The following is a 25,384-nucleotide window of genomic DNA, read 5'->3' as shown; positions in this document are numbered from 1 at the left end:
GGAGGCGTGCGCGGGGGCGATTATTACCGTGCGTGCTAAAATTAAAGGTTTTCAGCGGTTTGTTTTTGTTTTTTCCGGGCGGGCAGCTCAAGTATCACTCGGAGGTCGTTTCGCCGGGTGATGCCGAAAGGTGTCCAGTTTCCAGCAAGGGGCGGAATGGCAATGGCAAAGACTACAGGCGGAAAAAAGGCGACAGGCACAGGCTCGACGGAGCCGACCGGCAAGGTCACGAATGCCCAGGACGCCCCATCCGCCAGTTCCCGCCGCAAGGCGGCAACCGCCAGTCATGAAGTACCCGCAGTTCGGAAGAAAGCCATGGCTGCTTCGGCCGCGCGAGCGGCGCCAACCCGTGCGGCGAAAGCCGCCACGCATCCGGCAACGAAGCGGTCCGGTGGTCCGAGTAGTGCAAGGCAAGTGCCTGCCGTTGCGGACGATGCGGCAGAGCGCGAGGCTCCAGTATCCACGGTTCAAGAGGCTGATGTCCAACAGCCGCGAGTCGAGACTACAGCCGGTACGGCGAACTCCATGACGAAAAAGCTGAATGAAGTGTCCGTCGATGACGACGCAAACCAGAGCGAGGAAAGCACGCCCACCCCGGCGGCCAAGGGTGAGAAGACCACCCGTGCGCGCGACCGGCGAGCGAAGGAAAAGGCGCTGCTGAAGGACGCGTTCGCGTCGTCGCAGCCCGGTACCGTCGAGGAACTCGAAGAACGCCGCAACAAGCTGCGCGCGCTCATCAAGCTTGGCAAGGAGCGCGGCTACCTCACCTACGCCGAAATCAACGATCACCTCCCGGACAATTTCACGGAAACCGAGGCGATCGAAGGCATCATCAGCACGTTCAACGACATGGGCGTCGCCGTCTACGAACAGGCGCCGGATGCCGAAACGCTGCTCCTCAACGACAACGCGCCCAACGCCTCTTCCGACGACGAAGTCGAGGAAGAAGCCGAAGTCGCGCTCTCGACCGTCGACTCCGAATTCGGCCGCACGACCGACCCCGTGCGCATGTACATGCGCGAAATGGGCACGGTCGAGCTGCTCACGCGCGAAGGCGAAATCGAAATCGCCAAGCGTATCGAAGACGGCCTCATGCACATGGTCATGGCGATCTCCGCTTGCCCGACCACGATCGCCGACATCCTCGCCATGGCCGAGCGCGTCGCGAACGACGAGATTCGCGTCGATGAGCTCGTCGACGGCCTGATCGATCCGAACGCCGAGGACACCGACGGCTTCAACGCCAAGGAAGCGGAAGAGATCGAGAACGAAAGCGAGGAAGACGAAGAGGAAGAGGAAGAAGAGGAAGAAGAAGAGGACGACGACGGCGCGGCGCAGGCGACGGCCAACGCGGCGCAGCTCGAAGCCCTCAAGCGCGCTTCGCTCGAAAAATTCGCGCTCATCAGCGAATGGTTCGACAAGATGCGCCGCGCGTTCGAAAAGGAAGGCTACAAGTCGAAGGCCTACCTGAAGGCGCAGGAAACCATCCAGACCGAACTGATGTCGATCCGCTTCACGGCGCGTACCGTCGAGCGTCTGTGCGACACGTTGCGCGCGCAAGTGGACGAAGTGCGCCAGGTCGAACGCCAGATCCTGCATACGGTCGTCGACAAGTGCGGCATGCCGCGCTCGGAGTTCATCACGCGCTTCCCGGGCAATGAAACCGACCTCGACTGGTCCGACAAGGTCGTGGCCGAGAATCACGCGTATAGCGCGATTTTGTCGCGCAATATTCCGGCGATCCGCGAACAGCAGCAGCGCCTGCTCGATCTGCAGGCGCGCGTGGTGCTGCCGCTCAAGGACCTCAAGGAAACCAACCGTCAGATGGCGGCGGGCGAGCTGAAGGCGCGTCAGGCCAAGCGCGAAATGACCGAGGCCAATTTGCGTCTCGTGATCTCGATTGCGAAGAAGTACACGAACCGCGGCCTGCAGTTCCTCGACCTGATTCAGGAAGGCAACATCGGCCTGATGAAGGCGGTGGACAAGTTCGAATATCGGCGCGGCTACAAGTTCTCGACCTACGCCACGTGGTGGATCCGTCAGGCCATCACGCGCTCGATCGCGGACCAGGCGCGCACGATCCGCATTCCGGTTCACATGATCGAGACGATCAACAAGATGAACCGCATTTCGCGGCAGATCCTGCAGGAAACCGGTCTCGAGCCGGATCCGGCCACGCTCGCCGAGAAGATGGAAATGCCGGAGGACAAGATCCGCAAGATCATGAAGATCGCGAAGGAGCCGATCTCCATGGAAACGCCGATCGGCGACGACGACGATTCGCATCTGGGCGACTTCATCGAAGACACCAACACGGTGGCGCCGTCGGACGCCGCGTTGCACGCTTCGATGCGCGACGTGGTGAAGGACGTGCTCGACTCGCTCACGCCGCGCGAGGCGAAGGTGCTGCGCATGCGTTTCGGTATCGAGATGAGCACCGACCACACGCTGGAAGAGGTCGGCAAGCAGTTCGACGTGACGCGCGAGCGGATTCGCCAGATCGAGGCGAAGGCGCTGCGCAAGCTGCGTCACCCGAGCCGCTCGGACAAGCTCAAGTCGTTCCTCGAAGGGAATTGATCGGTTTGCGCGCTTGCGATGCGCTGTAATCGGTAGGCAGCGCAAGCGAAAGCAAGGATCGGATGGTCAGGCCGGCCTGGTTTCGTGTAGTATGTCGGCCTGCCGTCGAAAAGCCCGGCCTTTGGCAGACCGGGCTTTTTTGTTGACGCTGTCTTTGTCGTAGCTTTGTTGGGCCGGACGCCGTGTTGGTTGCAGGCAGCGGACTCATAATCCGCCTCCGAAAGGACGTCGTGGGTTCGAACCCCACCCGGCCCACCAGGTCATACGCACTCGAATTACGCTTCAATCGTCGGGTTGAAGCACAAAAATGCCGGCCCTTGTGGCCGGCTTTTTTATTATCGGCGGGCTTGTTCATCATTCGCGCATCGCTCGAACGCGCACACGTTATTGCTTCATTTTCCCCGCGATTCCGATGCATTCTGAATCGAAACTGAATCGGCAGCGATTGCTCACGATTGAGCGCGATTGGCATTTACCATCAAACCTTTTTAAAATCGGCCGATATTGCGATTGGCACCGCGACTCACCACGCGATTCGCACCGTATTTCACACCAGGATTCACAACAAGATTCCCACGCGCGAACCGGGCATTCAAAAACATGCAGTACCAGAAAACCATGTCGATGGCCGCCGCGTTGGGCCGCTGCCTGTTGTGCGCGCTGATCGTCTGCGCGATACCGCGGCTCGCCGTTGCCGATTGCATCGACGATGCCGCAGCCTTCCAGCACGTCAACGTCAGCTTGATGCGCGCGATCGCGCAGGTGGAATCGGGGACGCAGACTCGCGTTATCAATACCAATAGCAACGGCACCGTCGATATCGGCCTCATGCAGATCAACAGCTCGTGGCTGCCGCGGCTCGCGCAGGAAGGGATTACCGAGCAGAGCCTGTTCGATCCCTGTACCAATGCTTATGTCGGCGCGTGGATACTCGCGGAAAATATCCGCCAATTCGGCCCGACATGGAATGCGATTGGCGCGTATAACTCCCCATCTGCCGATAAGCGTCTCGCGTATGCGCGTAAGGTTTATGCTGCTGCCCAATCGCTGTCCAGTTCGCCGGATTCGTCCATGCCCATTTTGCCGCCTTCGTATATTCCGCCTCAGGACTACAACCCGTTTGCGACGCTGGAAGTGAATCAGCCGCACGTGGGCGCCGCGCCGCGCGTGCCTGCCGCGTTGGTGGCGAAGCCGGGGTCGTCGGCGATCGCGTCCGCGCCGCCTGGCGCGTATAACTTCGGCTGGGCGGTGTCCGGCGCCGATGCGGCGAAGCCCGTCCAGGTATTCGACGACGGCGCGAAGATCTATGTCCAGTTCAGCGACATGAAGCGCGCGCCCGCCATTTTCGCGGACACGCCGCGCGGGCGCGTCGTGCTGCGCTGGGAGGCGCAACCGCCTTATGCGGTGATCGTGTCGTCGGAGCAGCGGCTGATTTTCCAGATCGGCGGGGCGGAGGCGCGCGCGCAGCGAACCGGCACGACGCCGACGCCATCGATACAACAGACGGCCAATGCGTCGGCCAATACAGCGGCCAATACAGCAGCGAATGCAACGTCGGCCGCCTCGGCGCCACCACCCAGCGCGCGCAACGCAGCCGATAAAACGGCCGATGCGCTCTGGTACGCGACCATGTCGCATCCGATTCCCGCATCGGCGAAGGTCGCGGCGCAGCCTGAGCCGGTTGCGGCGGTGGCCGCGCCTGCGGTCGCCGCGCCGGTGCCGACGCCCGCCGCGAAGCCTGCCGCCTCGAATTCCGGCACCAGCGCGCTCTGGTACATCACGAAATAAACGCGTGCGGCGAAGCGCCGGGCGTGGGACACAATCCACCCGATCGCAATCTGGCAAAAGAGGCAAGTCGATGAGCAAGGCCCCGATGATTGAAGTCCCCGGTTCGACGACGCGGCGCGCGGCGTCCGCGATGGGTTCGGGGCCGGGTGCGAACGAGGCGCACGGCGCGGGATCGGCCCAATCGTTGGACGATGCCGCGCCTGCCGCGACGCATGACGGCAAGACGCTGTTCGCCTATGTCGGCACCTATACGCCGCACGGTCTCGGCATCCATCGATTTCGCGTCGATCGCGCGACGGGCAAGCTCGACGCGCTCGAACCGGTGCAAGGCATCGAAAATCCGGCCGCGCTGGCGATCGACGCCCAGCAACGCATTCTGTACAGCGTGAGCGAGGTGAGGCAGTACAACGGCACGCCGAACGGTTCGGTCAGTGCGTATGCGATCGAGCCGGGCACGGGCGCGCTGCGTCTGCTCGGCACGGTCAATTCGCAGGGCGCGGCGCCGGTGTATCTGAGCCTGCATCCGACTGGCCGCTTCCTGCTGGTCGCGAACTATCACAGCGGCAGCGTGGCCGTGTTGCCCGTCGCGAGCGACGGCACGCTGGGCGAAGCGGTGTCCGTGCAGGCGCCGCAAGCGCCCGCCGGCGCGCAGCACGCGGCGGAGGGCGTGCCGGGCAGCTTCGCGATCAGCGATCACGACGGCCCGCACGCACATGCGATCGTGCCGTCGCCCGATGGCCGCTTCGCGATCTCGACCGATCTGGGCGTCGATCGCACCTACGTGTGGCGGTTCGATGAAGCGAGCGGCGCACTCACGCCAGGCGAGCCGCCTTATGTGGCGGCGTCGCCGGGCGCGGGGCCACGCCATGTCGTGTTTCATCCGAACGGACGCTATCTTTACGAGGTCACCGAGGAAGCGTCGACGCTCGTCTGTTATGGCTACGATGCGCAGCGCGGCGTGCTCACGCTATTGCAATCGGTTTCGACGCTGCCGCCCGGTTATCAAGGCACGAGTTTCGCCTCGACCATCCTGCTCTCGCACGATGGCCGCTTCGTCTACGTCGCGAACCGCCTGCACGACACGATCGTGCAGTTCGGCATCGACGAGCATGGCCTCGTGCATCGTATTGCCGAAACGCCGACCGGCGGCGATTATCCGCGTGTGATTCGTTTCGATCCGTCGGGGCGCTTTCTTTATTCGTTGAATCAGCGCAGCGACCATATTGCGATTTTCGCGGTCGATCAGGCGAGCGGCAATCTGCACTTCACGGGGCATTACGTGGGCGTGGGCAGTCCGTCCGATATTGCGTTTGTCTGGGCCTAGCCGCACGTAAAGATAAGGACTCGATGGTATCTCGATCGAGTCCTTCCTGCGCTTCGATCAATTCGATATCCTGATCATTTTGCGAGTGCATATCGTAGCGCGCGCCAAAGTCGCTTCGCACAACGCCGCAATCTGAATAATTCTTCAGCGTTCCCCGTTAGCGTTTCGAAAACGCTCTGAAAGCTTGGCCGGCATCCGCAGGTAAATTGATCGTTCAATCAATATAAACCCTTGTTCCAGGCGCATTGCCAGCGCGTCTTGTCGTTTCCGCGCAATTGCTCGTCGCAATTGCTACGTTGACCGGTTTTTTGCCGGACGACCATGTGTCATGGGCTGCACGGCGTCGCGGCGGCCCGTCCACACGGAACCGACCGACGCTGTGCATTCCCAAGGAGAACAAGATGTGCCGATTCCAGACACTGCAAGCCTGCGCGCTCCTGTTTGCCGCAGCCGCCTGTTCGAGCGCCTTTGCCGCTGACCCGGCCCAGTGCAAGGCCGTGCGTTTCGCCGACGTCGGCTGGACCGATATCGCCGCGACCACGGGCGTGGCCTCGACGATACTCGCGGGCCTCGGTTATACGCCGACGAAGACGATCGCATCGGTGCCGATCACGTTCGCGGGGATCAAGAGCAAGCAGATCGACGTGTTCCTCGGTTATTGGTCGCCGACGATGGACCCGATCATCGAGCCGTTCACAAAGGCGGGCACGATCAAGGTGCTGCAAACGCCCAATCTCGTCGGCGCGAAATACACGCTCGCGGTGCCCGATTACGTGTATCAGGGCGGTCTGCACTCGTTCCAGGACATCGCTAAATACGCCGATAAATTGCAGGGCCGCATTTACGGCATCGAGCCCGGCAACGACGGCAATCAGCTGATCCAGAAAATGATCGACGGCAATCAATATGGCCTCGGCAAATTCAAGCTGATCGAATCGAGCGAGGCGGGCATGCTCGTGCAGGTGAACCGCGCGGTGCGCGAGAAGCAATGGATCGTCTTCCTTGGCTGGGAACCGCATCCGATGAACGTGCAGATGAAGATCGATTACCTCGCGGGCGGCGACGACGTATTCGGTCCCAACTACGGCGAGGCGCGCGTGCTCACGGCAGTGCCGCCCGATTACAGCGCACGCTGCCCCAACGTGGCGAAACTCGTTTCGAACCTGCAATTCACGACGGCCATCGAAAACCATCTGATGGTGCCGATCGCCAACAAGGAAGATCCGAACAAAGCCGCCGCCGACTGGCTCAAGACCAATCCGCAGGTGCTCGACAAATGGCTCCAGGGCGTCACGACGCTCGACGGCAAGCCCGGCTTGCCCGCCGTGCGCGCGTATCTCGGCGCGAACTGAATGGGCTGGGCATCGAGCCGGGCGCGCCTCTTGCTAATACGCGCGGCGGCATAGGGAATCGGTGCGCGGAACAATCTTTTGAATCTCGTGCGCGGCGCGCGTTGAATACGCGATGCCGCGCACGCGCGTCAGCACGTTTCCGCACGCGTTTGCATTCGCCGTATTCCCCTATTGGCCCGGTGATTTTGGCTGTTTAGCGTTCAACGAGAGGAGGAGGCAGATGGAGCAAGCGGGATTTCGACCGCGCTCGGCCGACGAGGCCGGCGCTCGCAGCGCCCACGGTCATGCATTGCAGCGCGGGCTCACGTGGAAAGACGCGTTCTGGGTCACGAGCGGTGTGCCGGCGGGCGTGCTGTTCACGATCGGCGGCGTGTGCGCGACCATCGGTCAGCCCGCCTGGGCGATCTGGATCGCGTCGATCACGATGGGCCTCGTGCAAAGCGCCACGTATGCGGAAATCTCGGGACTCTTTCCGCATAAATCGGGCGGCGCATCGGTGTATGGCGCGATTGGCTGGGTGCGATACAGCAAGATGATCGCGCCCGTTTCGGTGTGGTGCAACTGGCTCGCGTGGTCGCCCATGCTCGCGCTCGGTTGCGGGCTCGCCGCGAATTACGCGCTCGCCACCTTGTTCGCACCTGACGCCGCCATTCTGCAATGGCGCTGGACGCTCGCGCATCTCGACTTCATCAAGCCCGGTCTCACGCTGCGCATCAACGCGACATTTCTGATTGCGGCCGCGTTTCTGCTCATTACATTCCGGCTGCAACATAGCGGCGCATCGAAGGCCGCGAAAACGCAGAAGATTCTCGGCATCGCATCGCTCACGCCGTTATTGATCGTCGGCCTCGTGCCATTCGTCACGGGCGACGTGCCCGCGACACATCTCTTTCCCTTGCTGCCACTCGGCCACGATGCGCACGGCAATCTCACGGCCTCGTTCTTCGGCGCATGGAGCGGGCAAGGCGTCGTCATGGCATTGGGCGCGATGTTCATGGCCGGCTGGGCCTCGTATGGTTTCGAAACCGCGGTGTGCTACACGCGCGAATTCCGCGATCCGCGTCGCGATACGGCGCGCGCGATCTTCTGGTCCGGCGCTCTGTGTCTCGTCGTGATGACGCTCGTGCCGCTCGCGTTCCAGGGCTCGCTGGGCATGCAGGCGATGCTCGATCCGCGCATCGGCGACGGCACCGGCGTGGGCACCGCCATGGCCACGATGGTGGGCGGCGGCGCATGGGTCGGCAACGCGGTGGTCGTCATGCTGATGCTGTCGATTCTGCTGATCGTCATGACGTCGATGATGGGATCGTCGCGCACGCTCTATCAGGCGTCGCTCGACGGATGGCTGCCGCGCTATCTTTCGCGCGTCAACGAGCATGGCGCGCCGACGGCCGCAATGTGGACCGATCTCGGGTTCAATCTCGTGCTGCTCGCGATGTCGGACTATATGACGGTGCTGTCGATTTCGAATGTCTGCTACATGCTGTTTGTTTTTCTGAATCTGCAATCGGGCTGGATACACCGCATGGATCGCGGAAAGTGGGAGCGGCCGTTCCGTTGTCCCACGTGGCTGCTCGTGCTGGGTGCGCTGTGTGGCTACGCGAATCTTGTGTTCGTGGGCGCGGGTGCGAATCTGCAAGGCGAGGGCACGTTACGCGATGGTTTGATTGCGATGCTGCTGATCGTACCGGTGTTCGCGTTCCGCCATTATCTTCAGGATCGCGGACGATTCCCGGCGGGCAGCGCGCTCGATATGGAAGTGGAGGTTCCGAAGCGCAGCGTCTGGTTGAATCTCGCACCGTATGGCGCGCTGATTGCGGCGGCGTTGACGATTGCGGTCTCGCATTATTGGGCCGCTCGCGTTTGAATCGTTGATAGTGTGTGGAAGGCGCTGCGTGGGAGTCGGATTCGTCGACTCCGCGCAGCGCCTTTTTTGTTGGACGCAAAAAAACTGGGGCTTCGTGTGAAGCCCCAGCAGTTTTATTCAATGCGCTATTGCATCAAGAGATCGCCTGAACCTGTTTCTCCGGGCGCGTGGCGGTGCGTTTCACCTCGCCGCCGCGCGCGGGCGCACCATTCGCCACATAATAATCCGCAGTCGAACGCGCGAGCGCCTGCTTGCCGCGAATCCGGTCGGCGATCTTCTCCGCCATCATGATCGTCGGCGCATTGAGATTGCCGGTGGTGATGAGCGGCATGATCGACGCATCGACCACGCGCAATCCGTCCAGCCCATGCACGCGGCCTTCGTTATCCACGACGGCCATATTGTCGTAGCCCATCGCGCACGAGCATGACGGGTGATACGCCGTTTCGGCGCGCGTTCGCACGAATGCATCGATTTCCGCGTCGCTTTTCAAATCGGCGCCAGGACTGAGCTCTTGTCCACGGAAGCGATCGAGCGCTGGCTGCGCGATGATCTCGCGCGTGATGCGGATGGCGTCGCGAAACTCGCGCCAATCGAGCGCCTCAGCCATATAGTTGAAAAGAATCGACGGATGCTGACGCGGATCGCGCGAGCGCAGCTTCACGCGTCCGCGGCTCGGCGAACGCATTGAGCCAACATGCGCCTGAAAGCCGTGCATCTTGATCGCATTCGAGCCGTTGTAATTGATCGCCACCGGTAGAAAGTGATATTGAATATTCGGCCAGGGATCGTCGTCGCGCGTGCGGATAAAGCCGCCCGCTTCGAAATGATTACTCGCGCCGATGCCGGTGCCGCGGAACATCCATTCGAGACCGATCGCCGGCTGATTGTGCAGCAGCAGTGCAGGATAGAGCGACACGGGCTCCTTGCACGCATACTGCATATACATTTCCAGGTGGTCCTGAAGATTCTGCCCGACGCCTGGCAAATCGAGCACGATGGGAATATCGAGTTCCCGCAACCACGCGCCCGGACCCACGCCCGAACGCTGCAATATCTGCGGCGAAGCAATCGCGCCCGCGCACAGCAGCACTTCGCGGCGCGCATAACGCGTGATGCGCGCGTGGCCGTCGAGAAACACCACGCCTTGCGCACGCTTGCCGCTAAAGAGAATGCGATCGGTGACCGCGTGCGTGACGATATCGAGGTTCGAACGGTGTTTTGCCTGATCCAGATAGCCGCGTGCGGTGCTCGCACGCCGGCCTTTCGCCGTGACCGTGCGATCCATCGGACCAAAGCCTTCCTGGCGATAGCCATTGAGGTCGTCGGTGTGCGGATAGCCTGCTTGCACGCCCGCTTCGATCATCGCTTCGAATAGCGGATTGACGCCGGGCTTGCTGGTCGTGACGTGTACGGGACCGTCGCCGCCGTGATAATCGTTCGCGCCGACGTCGCGCGTTTCGGCCTTGCGAAAATACGGCAGGCAATCGTGATAGCTCCAGTTTTGAAGGCCTTCGCGCTCGGCCCAACCGTCGTAGTCGAGCGCATTGCCACGGATATAGCACATGCCGTTGATCAGCGATGAACCGCCCAGTCCCTTGCCGCGCCCGCATTCCATGCGCCGGTTGTTCATGTGCGGTTCGGGATCGGTTTCGTAGGCCCAGTTGTAGCGCCGCCCTTGCAGCGGATACGCGAGCGCCGCGGGCATTTGCGTCCGAAAATCGAAACGGTAATCGGGACCGCCGGCTTCGAGCAGGAGCACGCGAACGTTGCGGTCTTCGGTCAGCCGCGTCGCGAGCACGTTACCCGCCGAACCCGCGCCGATGATGATGTAGTCATAGTCTTGCGCTGCCATGCCGGGCTCCCTCAAAAGACGGGCTGATACGGTCCCAGTTCGACCTGGACGGATTTGAGGCGCGTGTAGTGTTCGAGCGTCGTGATACCGTTTTCGCGTCCCACGCCGGATTGCTTGTAGCCGCCCACGGGCATTTCGGCAGGCGATTCGCCCCAGGTATTGATCCAGCAAATGCCGGCTTCGAGGTGATGAATCACGCGATGCGCGCGCGAGAGATTCTCCGTGACGACGCCCGCGGCGAGACCATAAAGCGTGTCGTTGGCGCGCGCGATCACTTCGTCTTCATCGCTGAACGAGAGCATGCTCATAACTGGGCCGAAGATTTCTTCGCGCACGATCTTCATGTCGTCGCGGCAATGGGAGAACACCGTGGGCGCCACGTATTGCCCGCGCGCGAACGCGCCGTCGACGAGCCGCTCGCCGCCCGCGAGCAAGCGTGCGCCTTCGCGCTTGCCGCTCTCGATGTAACCGAGCACCTTGTCCAGTTGCGCCGCGCTCGCGAGCGGGCCAAAGTTGGTGGACGGATCGGTGGGCTGGCCGATACGAATGCGCGCCACGCGAGCGAGCACGCGCGCCTCGAATTCGTCTCGTATGGATTCCTGAACGAAAACCCGGGTGCCGTTCGTGCACACCTGGCCCGCGCTGAAGAAGTTGGCCGTTACGGCGATGTCGGCGGCGCGGTCGAGATCGGCGTCTTCGAATACGATCAACGGCGACTTGCCGCCGAGTTCCATCGTCACTTCCTTGAGCGACGAACCGCCCGCAGCGGCCATGACTTTCTTGCCCGTTTCGACACCGCCGGTAAACGAAATCTTCTCGATGCCCGGATGAGCGCTGAGCAGTGCGCCCACGCGGCCATCGCCTTGCACGACGTTGAACACGCCCGGCGGCACGCCCGCTTCGATATAGATTTCCGCGAGCTTCGCGGCGGAAAGCGGCGTGATTTCGCTGGGTTTGAAAATCATCGCATTACCCGCCGCGAGCGCGGGCGCCGATTTCCAGCACGCGATCTGAATCGGGTAATTCCAGGCGCCGATGCCTGCCGTCACGCCCAGCGGTTCGCGCCGCGTATACACGAACGAACTCTCGCGCAGCGGAATTTGCTGGCCTTCGAGTGCGGGCGCGAGGCCCGCATAGTATTCGATCACGTCCGCGCCCGTGACGATATCGACGGCACGCGTTTCCGCGATGGGTTTGCCGGTGTCGTGCGTTTCGAGTTCGGCGAGCGCGTCGTTACGCTCGCGCAGCAGCTCGACGGCGCGGCGCAGGATGCGCGAGCGCTGCATGGCCGTCATCGCGGCCCAGACACGCTGGCCTTCGCGCGCGGACTGCACGGCACGGTCGATATCGGCGGCGCTGGCTTGCTGCACCGTCGCGAGCGTTTCGCCGCTGGCGGGATCGAGCGTGTCGAAAGTTTCGCCACTGGTGGCGTCGACGTACGTGCCGTGAATGAAGAGGCGTTCGAGCGGGTAGTGAGGCATCGGGGGCATCGCCATGACTCCGGGGTTAGGCCGACTTGCGCGTGCGCGCCTTGGCGCGCGCGTCGAGCAGCAGGTCGATGTAATCGTTGGCAAGCCGCAAGGCGGCTTTCGTGTCGAAGGGTTCGCCGGTCGTCGCGCCGCGCAGCCAGAGTCCGTCGATCATGGCGGCGAGCCCCGTAGCGGCGCGCCGGGACGCGACGCGCGGCAGGGCTTTTTCGAATTCAGCGCAGAGGTTCGAATAGAGCCGCCGCGTATTCACGCGTTGCAGACGGCGCAGCGCGGGCTGATGCATGCTCTCGGCCCAGAACGCGAGCCAGGTTTTCATGACCGGCGTATTGACCTGCGAGACGTCGAAATTCGCGGCGACGATCGCACGCAGACGCGCGCGCGGCTCGGGCTTCGCGGCCAGGCGGCGGCGCATGGTGGCTTCCCACAGGTCGCGCAATACGTGGCGCATGGTGGCTTCGAGCAGCCCGTCCTTGCCGCCGAAATAATGGCTGACGATACCGGTCGAGATATTGGCGCGCTGCGCGACAGTCGCAAGCGTCGTGCCCGACAGACCTGCCTGGTCGATGGTCTGAAGCGTCGCATCGATGAGTTGGGCGCGACGCAGGTCGCGCATTCCGATCTTGGGCATGATGATTCTGGACGGACGGGGAGGACTTCACTCTAATTATTTTTTATTGAATGATCAATCAATAAAAACGTTGCGTTCACGCTGCGACGCATTTGCAAAAGCGCACGTCGGATTGTCGATGGTCGGGCCGCTCGCAACGCCTCGCGAGCCTTGCTGCATAACGATTTGCACGCTTTTCTCAGGGTTGTCCACGCATCGCACATGTCGCGCCAGCGCCAGTGCGCGTCGTTTGCGCGCAAGTTGCGCGAGATTTGGACGCTTACGTTTGGTCCGTCCGCACGGGCTGGCAACACGCTGTCAGACCTTGAAACGCGGCTCATTTCAACCGTATCGCGAGTCACGAGAGACCGACACCATGAGAAAAGCAAACGCACTGGTACTGACCGCAATCGCACTGGCGCTTTCCACCCTGGCGAGCACAAGTCACGCACAAAGCAGCGTCACGATGTACGGCATCATCGATGCGGGCGTGACTTACGTAAGCAATGCAGGCGGCTCGCATCAAGTGAAATTCGACGACGGCATTTCGTATGCGAACCGCTGGGGCATCAAGGGCACGGAAGATCTCGGCGGCGGCGTGAAAGCGGTGTTCGAGCTCGAGAGCGGCTTTCACCTCGGCAGCGGCACGCTCGCGAATGGCGGTTCGCTATTCGGCCGCGCGGCCTATGTCGGCTTGCAAAGCGATTGGGGCACGCTCACGTTCGGCAATCAGATCGACATGACCCAGGAGATGGTTTATCTCTTCAACGTCACGGCATGGGCGAGCGGTTACGCGATCAATCAAGGCGACTTCGACCGGATGAATGGCGACCATCTGCCGAATTCGGTGAAGTTCATGTCGAACACGTATGGTGGTTTCCAGTTCGGCGGCATGTATTCGTTCAGCAACACGCCGGGCGATTTTCATACGGGCAGTGCATGGAGCGTGGGCGCGCAATATCAGCACGGTGCGTTCGCAATGGGCGCGGCTTATACGCAGTTGAATAATCCGTCCGGTATTTATGCATTCGATCCTTATGCGATGATCGGCGTGCATACGTTCTTCGGCCGCCCGACCGTAAGCGTCGATCCCACCACGGGCGCGGTCACCGATCTCTATGCGGACAGCGCGTTTCCCGTCGATAAACAAGGCACATTCGGTGTTGGCGCGAGTTATGCGATTGGCGACGTGACCTTGATGGGCGACTTCACTTATACGCAAATCAAGGCGTTTGGCGAGAGCGAGCACATGCTCGTGGCCGAAGGCGGCGCCGATTGGCAGATCACGCCCGCGCTCGCGCTGATTGGCGGCTACCAGTACACGCATTTCGACGGCCATCACTGGAATCAGCTTTCGGCGGGGCTGCATTACGCGCTGTCGAAACGCACCGACGTTTATGTGTCCGGCGACTGGCTGAAGGCTTCGCAAGGCGTCGACGCCGTGATCGGCTATAGCTTCACGCCGTCGTCGACCACGACGCAAGCCGATGTGCGGATCGGCATGCGCCATTCCTTCTGATTTTTTAAGCGAGCGCCGCGCATGGCGCGGCGCAGCAAGTCTTTTAATCGTCAGACGGCCAATGAATGCGGTAGCCAACATCGCGCAACCAGTCCGCGATCCACGCTTCTCCATAGGTCGATGCGGCGAGTTCCCGGGAAGCCTCATAGCGAATGATTTTGCGGCTTTCATCGGCTATTTTGCGCATTTTGCTATGGTGGCCGAAAATGTGCCGGACGGATTCGCGGCTATGCAATAGCGGTGCGGCATGCTCGATGGAGAAGCGTTTGGCGATATCCAGTGGCGGGAATTTTACGCCCGCTCGTTCGAGCACCTGCCGTGCGCAAAGGCAGAGCCACACGTCTTCGTTCACTTCGTCGCCGTCCCACTGCATCGCATGAGGCGCGTCGGCGCTAATCGAAGGGACCGGAATCTGGAACGGAATCCTCAGGCTTCGTGGAGCGTCCAGCAATTTCTTGCTGCGCAAACTGAAGCCGCCATTGAAGATGTTATCGACACGCGCGCCGCGTAGGACATCCTCAACCCATGAAAAGCCACGGCGAAAGACCGGCTGATCGTGTTGATAGACGCGCGCCAGTTGAATGGGTGCGCCCAGATAGTCGTAATCGAAAAACTCGGGTCTCCAGTTTCTCGAATCGACAGCCCAACCGTCATCCTGAACAACCAGCGCGAATTCAGTCTCGATAAATTGACCGAGCGAATAGAGTATAAAAATCGAATACTCGAGATATCCAAAAGGCTTGACTTGAATGTGTCGAACGCGGTCCTGCATGCCGGCCGGTCGGGCCGGGCTGATCAGCAAGCCCCGGCTGCCAGGTAACTGCTGCATGCTGAGTTCGATCGCCGAAAGCGCACCCGACGCGACCGCCTGCAATCCCGTTACGCTAACCACGGTAATACGCGAAAAATCGCTCAAAGTTCGCCGCCCTGTTAATGATCGGGAATAGTCGCTTTGGAAAGGGAAGGCGACGGCGTGAAAGCGAATGCTTTCACTGCGTAAGAAAATGCTAGCGTGCGCCTTCTGCGGCAGACATCGGATACGTCTGAATTAATGCGCTCGTCATTCGCGGCGCATTCGTGACCAGAGCCTCGCGCCGCTAGCCTTGTGGCCGTCTGCCAGGGGCGCATCGACCCGCCATCGCGGCGGTCTGAATCCCACGTCGCCCGGCACCCGCCCCCCCGCCCAGACGCCGCTCCGCCCCGGCTGGCGGGGCCATCCACGCGCAATGGCGCTTTTGTTCTATCGGATGCGCGCTCCGATTTGGTCTACTCATTCCAACGTCACTCATGCCACTCCACGCCGGAGAAGTCAGATGAATGTCAGCGTCTTCGACCTGTTCAAGATTGGGATCGGCCCGTCCAGCTCGCATACCGTCGGTCCGATGGTTGCCGCTTGCCGCTTCGTGTCCCATATCGAGGACGCCAATCTGCTGGGTTTTGTGCGCCGCGTGAAAGCCGAGTTGTACGGCTCGCTCGGCGCGACCGGCAAGGGGCACGGAACCGACAAGGCCGTGCTGCTCGGCCTTGAAGGAAACTTGCCCGATTCGATCGATCCCGACCAGATCGAGCCGCGTCTCGCCGCCATTCGCTGCGAGAAAACCCTGACGCTGCTCGGCAAGCAATCGATTCGTTTCGACGAAAAAGAATGCATCGGCTTTTATCGCCGAACGATGGGCGGCGCGAACACCTTGCATTCGAATGGCATGCGCTTTCAGGCCTTCGATGAAAACGGCCAGTTGCTGATCGAGAAAGAGTATTACTCGGTCGGCGGCGGCTTCGTGGTGAATCGCGAAGGCGATCGCGTCAACGGCGTGCGCGCCGGTCACGAGATGCCGTATCCGTTTCGCACCGGCGAAGATCTGCTGCGCGTCTGCAATGCGAGCGGCCTGTCGATCGCCGAAGTCACGTTCGCCAATGAAAGCGCCGCGCGTGCGCCTGAAGACGTGCGCGAAGGCCTGATGGCGATCTGGCGCACGATGGCCGCGTGCGTGGAGCGTGGCTGCAAGATGCACGGCCAGTTGCCCGGGCCGATGCAGGTCAAGCGCCGCGCCGCCGATCTCGCCGTGCAATTGCGCGCGCGCTCCGAAGAGGCGCTGCGCGATCCGCTCTCGATGCTCGATTGGGTCAATCTCTACGCGATGGCGGTGAACGAGGAAAACGCAGCGGGCGGCCGTGTTGTCACCGCGCCGACCAATGGCGCAGCCGGCGTGATTCCCGCCGTGCTCCACTACTACGTGAAATTCGTGCCCGGCGCGAATGAAAAAGGCATCGTCGATTTTCTGCTGACCGCCGCTGCGATTGGCGTCATTTACAAGGAAACGGCCTCGATTTCCGGTGCCGAGGTGGGTTGCCAGGGCGAAGTGGGCGTGGCCTGTTCGATGGCCGCTGCCGCGCTCGCAGCCGTGATGGGCGGCACGCCGTTGCAGGTCGAGAATGCCGCCGAAATCGGCATGGAACACAACCTCGGCATGACGTGCGATCCCGTCGGCGGCCTCGTGCAGATTCCCTGCATCGAGCGTAACGCGATGGGCGCGATCAAGGCGCTGAACGCCGCGCGTATGGCGCTCAAGGGCAACGGCCAGCATTACGTCACGCTCGACAACGTCATCAAGACGATGCGCGAAACGGGCGCCGACATGAAGACGAAATACAAGGAGACGTCACGCGGTGGACTCGCCGTGAACGTCATCGAATGCTAATGGAAATGCGCAAACGGAAACACGCAAAGGGGTCTGCGAGATGAGCCGCTATTCGATATTCAGTCTGTTCCGCAACGGGTTGTCGTATCACGAGAACTGGGAGCGGCAGTGGAGAAGTCCCGAGCCGAAAAAGGAGTACGACGTGGTGATCGTCGGCGGCGGCGGACATGGTCTCGCGACCGCGTATTACCTCGCGAAAGAGCACGGCGTGAAGAACGTCGCGATTCTGGAAAAGGGCTGGATTGGCGGCGGCAATACCGCGCGCAATACCACCATCGTGCGTTCGAATTATCTGTGGGACGAGTCGGCCGCGCTTTACGAAAAGGCCATGAAACTGTGGGAAGGACTCGCGCAGGATCTCAACTACAACGTGATGTTCAGCCAGCGCGGCGTGATGAATCTCGCGCATACGCTGCAGGACGTGCGCGACACCGAGCGCCGCGTGAATGCGAACCGGCTCAACGGTGTGGATGCCGAATTCCTGACGCCGGAACAGATCAAGGAAATCGAGCCGACGATCAATCTGCATAGCCGTTATCCGGTGCTGGGCGCGTCGATTCAGCGCCGTGCGGGCGTGGCGCGCCACGACGCCGTGGCGTGGGGCTTCGCACGCGGCGCGGATCAGGCGGGCGTGGACATTATTCAGAATTGCCAGGTAACCGGCATTCGCCGCGACGGTGGCCGCGTGATCGGCGTCGATACGGTGAAGGGCTTCATCAAGGCGAAGAAAGTGGCAGTGGTCGCCGCGGGCAATACCACCACGCTTGCCGATATGGCCGGCGTGCGCCTGCCGCTCGAAAGCCATCCGTTGCAGGCGCTGGTGTCGGAGCCGATCAAGCCGGTCGTGAACACGGTGATCATGTCGAACGCGGTGCACGCCTATATCAGCCAGTCCGACAAGGGCGATCTCGTGATCGGCGCGGGCGTCGATCAATACACCGGTTTCGGCCAGCGCGGCAGTTTCAACATCATCGAAGGCACCTTGCAGGCGATCGTCGAAATGTTCCCGGTGTTCTCGCGCGTGCGCATGAATCGCCAGTGGGGCGGCATTGTCGACGTCTCGCCGGACGCGTGCCCGATCATCAGCAAGACCGACGTGAAAGGCCTCTATTTCAATTGCGGCTGGGGCACGGGCGGCTTCAAGGCGACGCCCGGTTCGGGCTGGGTGTTTGCACACACCATCGCGAACGACGAACCGCATCCGCTCAATGCGCCGTTCTCGCTGGACCGCTTCTACACCGGCCATCTGATCGACGAACACGGCGCGGCCGCCGTGGCCCACTAATCAACGCACACAGGACACACACATCATGCTGCTGATCGAATGCCCCTGGTGCGGGCCACGTGCCGAAGTCGAATTCACCTGCGGAGGCGAAGCGGAAATCGCGCGCCCGCTCGACACCGACGCGCTGAGCGACAAAGAGTGGGGCGACTATCTTTTCATGCGCCACAATCCGCGCGGCGTGCATAAAGAGCAATGGCTGCACGCGCAAGGCTGCCGCCGCTGGTTCATGGCCACGCGCGATACCGTGACTTACGAAATTCAAAGCTACGAGAAGTTCGGTGCGAGCCATCACGCGAGCAACGAAAAGGATCAGGCAAAAGGGAGCGCACAGCGATGAGCCAGAAGAACCGCCTCGGCGCCGGTGGGCGCATCAACCGCGCGATTCCGCTGACGTTCACGTTCAACGGCCGCACGTATCAGGGTTATCAGGGCGATACGCTCGCTTCCGCGCTGCTCGCGAACGACGTGCATTTCGTCGCGCGCAGTTTCAAATATCACCGCCCGCGCGGCATCGTGACGGCGGATGTGGCCGAGCCGAATGCCGTCGTGCAACTCGAACGCGGCGCGCATACCGTGCCGAACGCGCGCGCGACCGAAATCGAGTTGTATCAAGGGCTGGTCGCGAATAGCGTCAACGCCGAACCGAACCTCGAAAACGATCGCATGGCGATCAATCAAAAGTTCTCGCGCTTTTTGCCCGCGGGCTTTTACTACAAGACGTTTATGTGGCCGCGTAAATGGTGGCCGAAATACGAAGAGAAGATTCGCGACGCGGCGGGCCTCGGCAAATCGCCCGAAGTGCGCGACGGCGACCGCTACGACAAGTGCTTCGCGCATTGCGATGTGCTCGTGATCGGCGGCGGCCCGACGGGTCTCGCGGCGGCGCATACGGCCGGTCTGAGCGGCGCACGTGTGATGCTGATCGACGACCAGCGTGAGCTGGGCGGCAGCCTGCTCGGCTGCAAGGCGGAGATCGACGGCAAACCCGCGCTGCAATGGGTCGAAAAGATCGAAGCGGAACTGGCCGCGATGCCCGACGTGAAGATCCTCTCGCGCAGCACGGCGTTCGGCTATCAGGATCACAATCTCGTGACCGTCGCGCAACGCTTGACCGATCATCTGCCGGTTTCCACGCGCCACGGTTCGCGCGAATTGCTGTGGAAGATCCGCGCGAAGCGTGTGATTCTCGCCACGGGTGCGCAAGAGCGTCCTATCGTGTTCGGCAATAACGATTTGCCGGGCATTATGCTCGCGTCGTCGGTGTCGACTTATCTGCATCGTTATGGCGTGATTCCGGGCCGCAATGCCGTGGTGTTCACGAATAACGATGCGGGTTATCGCTGCGCGCTCGATCTTAAGGCGTGCGGTGCGAACGTCACGCTTGTCGATTCACGTTCGCAAGGCAGCGGTGCACTGCAAAGTGCCGCGCGCCGCCAGGGCGTGAAGATCATGAACAACGCCGCGATCATGGCGGCACACGGCAAACTGCGTGTGAATGCCGTGGACGTGGTCGCGTATGCGAGCGGCAAAACCGGCGCGAAACAAGCGACGCTGCCGTGCGATCTCGTGGCGATGTCGGGCGGCTTCAGCCCCGTGCTGCATCTGTTCGCGCAGTCGGGCGGCAAGGCACTCTGGAACGATACGAAAGCCTGCTTCATGCCGGGCAAGCGCGTGCAACCCGAAGTGAGCGTGGGCGGGGCGGTGGGCGAGTTCAGTCTCGCGCGCGGCCTGACGCTCGCCGTCGATGCGGGCATCGACGCGTCACAAGCGCTCGGCTTCAAACTCGGGCGCCCGAACGTGCCGAAGACGGCGGAGATCAGCGAATCGCCGCTCGAACCGCTGTGGCTCGTGGGCAGCCGTGCAGAGGCGGCGCGTGGCCCGAAGCAGTTCGTCGATTTCCAGAACGACGTCTCGGCGGCCGATATTCTGCTCGCGGCACGCGAAGGTTTCGAATCGGTCGAACACGTCAAGCGTTATACGGCGATGGGTTTCGGCACCGATCAGGGCAAGCTCGGCAATATCAACGGCATGGCGATTCTCGCGGCGGCGCTCGGCAAGACGATTCCTGAAACCGGCACGACGACGTTCCGCCCGAATTACACGCCGGTGACTTTCGGTACGTTCGCGGGACGCGAACTCGGCGACTTTCTCGATCCTGTGCGCAAGACCTGCATTCACGAATGGCACGTCGAAAACGGTGCGATGTTCGAGGACGTCGGCAACTGGAAACGCCCGTGGTATTTCCCGAAGCGCGGCGAGGATCTTCATGCGGCCGTGAAGCGCGAATGTCTCGCGGTGCGCAATAGCGTGGGCATACTCGATGCGTCGACGCTCGGCAAGATCGATATTCAAGGACCGGACGCCGCCAAACTGCTCAATTGGGTTTATACGAATCCGTGGAGCAAGCTCGAAGTCGGTAAATGCCGTTACGGCCTCATGCTTGACGAAAACGGCATGGTATTCGACGACGGCGTGACCGTGCGCCTCGGCCCGCAGCATTACATGATGACGACCACGACCGGCGGTGCCGCGCGCGTGCTCACGTGGCTCGAACGCTGGCTGCAAACCGAATGGCCCGATATGAAAGTGCGGCTCGCTTCGGTGACCGATCACTGGGCGACGTTCGCGGTGGTCGGGCCGAAAAGCCGCAAGGTGCTGCAAAAGATCTGTGAAGACATCGACTTCGATAACGCCGCGTTTCCGTTCATGTCGTATCGCAACGGCACCGTCGCGGGCGTGAAATCGCGCGTCATGCGTATCAGCTTCTCGGGCGAACTCGCGTATGAAGTGAATGTGCCGGCGAATGCGGGCCGCGCCGTGTGGGAAGCGCTGATGAAAGCGGGCGCCGAATTCGATATCACGCCGTACGGCACGGAAACGATGCACGTGCTGCGTGCGGAGAAGGGCTACATCATCGTCGGCCAGGATACCGATGGGTCGGTGACGCCGTTCGATCTCGGCATGGGCGGTCTTGTTTCGCAGACCAAGGACTTCCTCGGCCGACGCTCGCTCAAGCGTTCCGATACCGCAAAAGAAGGGCGAAAGCAGTTCGTCGGCCTGCTCACCGACGATCCGCAATACGTGCTGACCGAAGGCAGCCAGATCGTCGCGGAAAGCGCGCGCGCCGGCAGCGATGGCACCATGCCGATGATCGGTCACGTAACGTCGAGTTATCAAAGCCCGATTCTCGAACGCTCGATTGCGCTCGCCGTCGTCAAGGGCGGATTGGACAAGATGGGCGAACGCGTGGTGATTCCGCTCGCCGACGGACGGCGTGTGGGCGCGAAGATCGTCAGCCCGGTTTTCTACGATATTGAAGGGGTGCGTCAGCATGTGGAATGAAACGAGAGATCCGATGCCCCTCGCGGAGCGTGCGGTTAGCGTGAATCTGGAGTCGCCGTTTATCGGCGTGGACGATTTGCTCAAGGCGCAGGACGCGCGCCTGTCGAAAGCGTTCGTCTTGCGCGAGCAGCCGTTTCGCGATCTGGTGAATGTGCGCGGTGAATTGAGCGATCCGGCATTCGTCGCGGCATTCGAGCGGACTGTCGGCTGCCGTCCGCCCGCCGCGCCGAATACCGTGGCGCGCAGCGCCAATTACGACGTGCTGTGGCTCGGCCCCGACGAATGGCTCGTGCGTTCGAGCGCGCCCGTGCGCGCGGGCGTGCTCGAAGCGAAGCTCGCGCCTGAATTGGGCGAGTGCTACGCGGCGGCCGTCGACGTCGGCAGCGGCTATACCGTGGTGGAGATCGAAGGCACGCGCGTGCGCGAAGTGCTGTCGCGCGGTTGCCCGCTCGATCTGCATCCGTCGCTGTTCAAGCCGGGACAATGCGCGCAAAGCCTCTATTTCAAGGCCTCGATCGTGTTGATCCCCATCGCGGCGGATCGTTTCGAACTCGTCATTCGACGCAGTTTCGCCGACTACTTCTGCCGCATCATGCTCGATGCCGCCGCGTCGATCACGCCATGAAGATCGTCGATGGAACGTTCGACGCAGCGGTCGGCGCGTTCGATGGCACGCATGGGCGCGGACGTGGCTGGAGCGTGTTTGTCGAAGCGCTCAGCGTGCCCGCGCGCATCGGCATTCACCCGCATGAACATGGCCAGCCGCAGCCGCTCGTGATCGACGCGCAACTCGGCTATGGCCGCGCGCCAAAAGAAGCGGGCGACTGGATCGATTATGAAAGCTGGTGCGCGCGCATTGCGGATTTTCTCGCGCACAAAACGCATACGCGCCTGCTCGAAACGCTGGTGGCCGATATGGCGGCGCTGTCGTTTCGCGAATGGCCCGCATTGGAGACGCTCACGCTCGCGGTGCATAAGCCGAAGATCCGGCCCGGCACGCGGCGCGTGGGTGTGTCGCTTGAATGGACGCGCGCGGATTATCTGCAATGGAGCGCGACGGCGGTGAATACGTGATTGTCGGCATGGTGCAAACACGCGTCGGGTTTTGCATGGTTTGAAGGGTCCACACGGCGCTACGCTCGAACCATCGCCGCTGCAGAAGTCGCTCTATAACGCAGCGGCGGTTTCCATCTACAACGAAACGGAGACAAGCGATGAGTGGCAATCGAGGCGTCGTGTATCTGGGACCGGGCAAGGTCGATGTGCAGAAGATCGATTATCCGAAGATGGTCGATCCGAGCGGCCGCAAGATCGGTCATGGCGTGATACTCAAGGTCGTCAGCACGAATATCTGCGGCTCGGATCAGCACATGGTGCGCGGACGCACGACGGCGCCGGTCGGCCTCGTGCTGGGACATGAAATCACGGGCGAAGTGGTCGAGGTCGGCGGCGACGTCGAAACGCTCAAGCTCGGCGATCTCGTTTCCGTGCCGTTCAACGTGGCGTGCGGGCGTTGCGCGATGTGCAAGGAGCAGAACACCGGCGTGTGCCTGAACGTGAATCCGTCGCGCGCGGGCGGCGCCTACGGTTACGTCGATATGGGCGGGTGGATCGGCGGTCAAGCCGAATACGTGCTCGTGCCGTATGCCGATTTCAATCTGCTCAAATTCCCCGATCGCGATCAGGCTATGTCGAAGATTCGCGATCTCACCTGTCTCTCGGATATTCTGCCGACCGGCTATCACGGCGCTGTAACGGCAGGCGTGAAGCCCGGATCGACGGTCTATGTCGCGGGCGCGGGTCCGGTCGGCATGGCGGCGGCGGCATCGGCGCGTTTGCTCGGCGCGGCGTGCACGATCGTTGGCGACATGAATGCGGAACGTCTCGCGCATGCGAAGGCGATGGGTTTCGAAGTCGTCGATCTCTCGAAAGACGCCACGCTCGGCGAACAGGTCGAGCAGATTCTCGGCAAGCCCGAAGTCGATTGCGCCGTGGATTGCGTGGGTTTCGAAGCGCATGGTCACGGCGCCTCGGGGCATGCGGAGGAGGCGCCCGCCACGGTGCTCAATTCGCTGATGGAAATTACGCGGCCCGCGGGCATGATCGGCATTCCGGGTCTTTACGTGACCGACGATCCGGGCGCGCGCGATATCGCCGCGCAGCACGGCAGCCTGAGCATCCGCTTCGGCCTCGGCTGGGCGAAATCGCACACCTTCCATACCGGCCAGACGCCGGTGCTCAAATACAACCGCAATCTCATGCAGGCGATTCTGTTCGATCGTTTGCCGATTGCGAAAATCGTCAACGTCTCGGTGATTTCGCTCGACGAAGCGCCGCAAGGCTATAAGCAATTCGATGGCGGCGCGCCGCGCAAGTTCGTGATCGATCCGCACGGCATGCTGGCGGCTTAATCAATCAAGATCGATGCGATGAAAAAGCGGGCGACCGGTGTGAGCCGGTCGCCCGAATGGCGTTGCTTCAAAGCGTTAGAGCGTTAAAGCGTTAGACGTGCGCGCTGAGCATCGGCAGCAAGGTCTTGGGCGTATCGGCACCGGATAGCGGCGCGAGGCGCTTGCGGCGCTCGGCGGTGGGCGCGCTGCCGAATGCGTCGCGATAGCTCTTGCTGAAATGACACGCCGACTGAAAGCCGCAAGCCATCGTAATCTGCATGATCGACATATCGGTTTGCAGCAGCAGTTCGCGTGCGCGGCGCAGGCGCAAGGTCAGATAGTAATGCGTGGGCGTCATGCCCAGATGCTCATGAAAGAGCCGCTGCAACTGACGTTGCGACATATTCGCGAGCCGCGCGAGTTCCTCGCGTGACAGCGGCTCCTCGATGTTGTTCTCCATGAGCGAGATGACTTCGAAAAGCGACTTGTTCGCCGAACCGAGCCGCGCGACCAGCGGCATGCGTTGTTGCGCGCTGGTGTCGCGCACGTGCTCGACCACGAACTGCTCGGCGATCTGCGTGACGCGCGCCGTCCCCACGCGCGTGGTGATCAGATTGAGCATCATGTCGAGCGGCGCGACGCCGCCGGTGCAGGTCACGCGGTCGCGATCGATCACGAACAGTTCCTTGAGAAAGCGCGTGGACGGAAATTCCTCTTTCAGCGCCGACATGTTTTCCCAGTGAATCGCGCACGCATAGCCGGCAAGCAGGCCCGCCTTGGCGAGCGCGTAAGTGCCGGTGCACAGGCTGCCGAGCACGACGCCCGAGCGCGCGAAACGGCGCAGCACGGCGAGATGCGCGGCCGTGGTGGCGCGCTGCACGTCGATGCCGCCGCAGACGAAGACGATGTCGGGCTGTCCGACGCACTCGGCCGGGCCGGTGTCGATGGACAGGCCGTTGCTCGATGCGACCGGACCGCCGTCCGGGCTGATGATCGACCAGCGGTAAAGTGGCTGCCCGCTCAGGTAGTTAGCCATGCGAAGCACTTCGATGGCGTTCGTGAACGCGATCATCGTGAAGTCGGGCAGCGGCATAAACGCGAAGTGCGCTAACGACGCTGTGCGGTCGGGCAACATGTGGGGGGCCATTCCTTTGTAGTCGGTAGCCTGAGAAGGCCGGGGTCCCGGGCCAGGCTACCGCAATTCTGGAATCGGGCAAGGGCAGTGTGCCATGCGGCAAAACCCTAAGTCCACGACGTCAAAAATCCGCGCTGCACAAAAAACACGAGCG

General features: G+C 61.9%; 18 protein-coding genes and 1 tRNA gene. 14 read left to right on the top strand and 5 right to left on the bottom strand.

All coding sequences use genetic code 11. The features are described from left to right. Positions 1 to 162 precede the first annotated feature (162 nt). From rpoD to LDO54_RS16000, 6 genes are all read left to right on the top strand, one after another. Positions 163 to 2,577: an RNA polymerase sigma factor RpoD gene (gene rpoD, locus LDO54_RS16025; RefSeq protein ID WP_224011670.1), complete on the top strand. Its 2,415-nt coding sequence runs from the start codon at positions 163 to 165 to the stop codon at positions 2,575 to 2,577. Between the two features lie 170 nt (positions 2,578 to 2,747). Then, positions 2,748 to 2,835 (top strand) — tRNA-Ile (locus tag LDO54_RS16020). A 342-nt stretch (positions 2,836 to 3,177) separates the two neighbouring features. After that, positions 3,178 to 4,365: a transglycosylase SLT domain-containing protein gene (locus tag LDO54_RS16015; RefSeq protein WP_224011669.1), complete on the top strand. Its 1,188-nt coding sequence runs from the start codon at positions 3,178 to 3,180 to the stop codon at positions 4,363 to 4,365. Between the two features lie 70 nt (positions 4,366 to 4,435). Continuing rightward, positions 4,436 to 5,689: a lactonase family protein gene (locus LDO54_RS16010; protein WP_224011668.1), complete on the top strand. Its 1,254-nt coding sequence runs from the start codon at positions 4,436 to 4,438 to the stop codon at positions 5,687 to 5,689. A 401-nt stretch (positions 5,690 to 6,090) separates the two neighbouring features. Further along, positions 6,091 to 7,041: a choline ABC transporter substrate-binding protein gene (locus LDO54_RS16005; RefSeq protein WP_224011667.1), complete on the top strand. Its 951-nt coding sequence runs from the start codon at positions 6,091 to 6,093 to the stop codon at positions 7,039 to 7,041. Positions 7,042 to 7,261: 220 nt separating this feature from the next. Further along, the gene (locus tag LDO54_RS16000) at positions 7,262 to 8,908 is read left to right on the top strand and encodes an APC family permease (RefSeq protein ID WP_224011666.1); all 1,647 of its coding nucleotides are present in this window, start codon (positions 7,262 to 7,264) and stop codon (positions 8,906 to 8,908) included. 133 nt (positions 8,909 to 9,041) lie between these two features. Here LDO54_RS16000 and betA read toward each other — a convergent pair whose 3' ends face one another. Genes betA through betI form a run of 3 tightly spaced genes read right to left on the bottom strand, consistent with a single transcriptional unit; the run spans position 9,042 to position 12,881 of the window. Next, positions 9,042 to 10,763: a choline dehydrogenase gene (gene betA / locus LDO54_RS15995; protein ID WP_224011665.1), complete on the bottom strand. Its 1,722-nt coding sequence runs from the start codon at positions 10,761 to 10,763 to the stop codon at positions 9,042 to 9,044. 11 nt (positions 10,764 to 10,774) lie between these two features. Continuing rightward, positions 10,775 to 12,244 (bottom strand): betaine-aldehyde dehydrogenase, encoded by a 1,470-nt coding sequence (gene betB, locus LDO54_RS15990; protein ID WP_224011700.1) that lies wholly within the window; start codon positions 12,242 to 12,244, stop codon positions 10,775 to 10,777. A gap of 25 nt (positions 12,245 to 12,269) precedes the next feature. Further along, a complete protein-coding gene (gene betI / locus LDO54_RS15985; protein ID WP_224011664.1) occupies positions 12,270 to 12,881 on the bottom strand; it encodes a transcriptional regulator BetI in 612 nt (203 codons plus the stop codon). A gap of 355 nt (positions 12,882 to 13,236) precedes the next feature. Between betI and LDO54_RS15980 the strand changes: the two genes are divergently transcribed. After that, the gene (locus LDO54_RS15980) at positions 13,237 to 14,379 is read left to right on the top strand and encodes a porin (protein WP_224011663.1); all 1,143 of its coding nucleotides are present in this window, start codon (positions 13,237 to 13,239) and stop codon (positions 14,377 to 14,379) included. Positions 14,380 to 14,422: 43 nt separating this feature from the next. Here LDO54_RS15980 and LDO54_RS15975 read toward each other — a convergent pair whose 3' ends face one another. Continuing rightward, positions 14,423 to 15,295: a DUF5672 family protein gene (locus tag LDO54_RS15975; RefSeq protein WP_224011662.1), complete on the bottom strand. Its 873-nt coding sequence runs from the start codon at positions 15,293 to 15,295 to the stop codon at positions 14,423 to 14,425. A gap of 397 nt (positions 15,296 to 15,692) precedes the next feature. Here LDO54_RS15975 and LDO54_RS15970 point away from each other — a divergent pair, with 397 nt between their 5' ends. The 7 genes from LDO54_RS15970 (at position 15,693) to fdhA (ending at position 24,116) form a co-directional block, all read left to right on the top strand. Continuing rightward, positions 15,693 to 17,078: an L-serine ammonia-lyase gene (locus LDO54_RS15970; protein ID WP_224011661.1), complete on the top strand. Its 1,386-nt coding sequence runs from the start codon at positions 15,693 to 15,695 to the stop codon at positions 17,076 to 17,078. A gap of 40 nt (positions 17,079 to 17,118) precedes the next feature. Further along, entirely contained in the window at positions 17,119 to 18,363 is a 1,245-nt protein-coding gene (locus tag LDO54_RS15965; protein WP_224011660.1) for a sarcosine oxidase subunit beta family protein, read from the top strand. A 25-nt stretch (positions 18,364 to 18,388) separates the two neighbouring features. Then, positions 18,389 to 18,700 (top strand): sarcosine oxidase subunit delta, encoded by a 312-nt coding sequence (locus tag LDO54_RS15960; protein ID WP_224011659.1) that lies wholly within the window; start codon positions 18,389 to 18,391, stop codon positions 18,698 to 18,700. Further along, positions 18,697 to 21,705: a sarcosine oxidase subunit alpha family protein gene (locus LDO54_RS15955; RefSeq protein ID WP_224011658.1), complete on the top strand. Its 3,009-nt coding sequence runs from the start codon at positions 18,697 to 18,699 to the stop codon at positions 21,703 to 21,705. Before LDO54_RS15960 ends, LDO54_RS15955 begins: the two co-directional genes overlap by 4 nt. Beyond that, a complete protein-coding gene (locus LDO54_RS15950) occupies positions 21,695 to 22,330 on the top strand; it encodes a sarcosine oxidase subunit gamma (RefSeq protein ID WP_224011657.1) in 636 nt (211 codons plus the stop codon). Before LDO54_RS15955 ends, LDO54_RS15950 begins: the two co-directional genes overlap by 11 nt. Beyond that, positions 22,327 to 22,779 (top strand): dihydroneopterin aldolase, encoded by a 453-nt coding sequence (locus LDO54_RS15945; protein WP_224011656.1) that lies wholly within the window; start codon positions 22,327 to 22,329, stop codon positions 22,777 to 22,779. Before LDO54_RS15950 ends, LDO54_RS15945 begins: the two co-directional genes overlap by 4 nt. Positions 22,780 to 22,919: 140 nt before the next feature. Beyond that, positions 22,920 to 24,116: a formaldehyde dehydrogenase, glutathione-independent gene (gene fdhA, locus LDO54_RS15940; RefSeq protein ID WP_224011655.1), complete on the top strand. Its 1,197-nt coding sequence runs from the start codon at positions 22,920 to 22,922 to the stop codon at positions 24,114 to 24,116. Positions 24,117 to 24,207: 91 nt separating this feature from the next. On the opposite strand, the gene LDO54_RS15935 is transcribed toward fdhA, so the two are convergent. Beyond that, positions 24,208 to 25,230, bottom strand: a complete 1,023-nt coding sequence (locus LDO54_RS15935; protein WP_224011654.1) for a GlxA family transcriptional regulator — start codon at positions 25,228 to 25,230, stop codon at positions 24,208 to 24,210. Positions 25,231 to 25,384: the final 154 nt, after the last annotated feature.

It is taken from the genome of Paraburkholderia tropica, from assembly GCF_914484835.1.
Taxonomy (GTDB): Bacteria; Pseudomonadota; Gammaproteobacteria; order Burkholderiales; family Burkholderiaceae; genus Paraburkholderia; species Paraburkholderia tropica_A.
The sequence above is the reverse complement of the archived record's forward strand: the minus strand, read 5'-3'. Positions and strand labels throughout refer to the sequence as shown.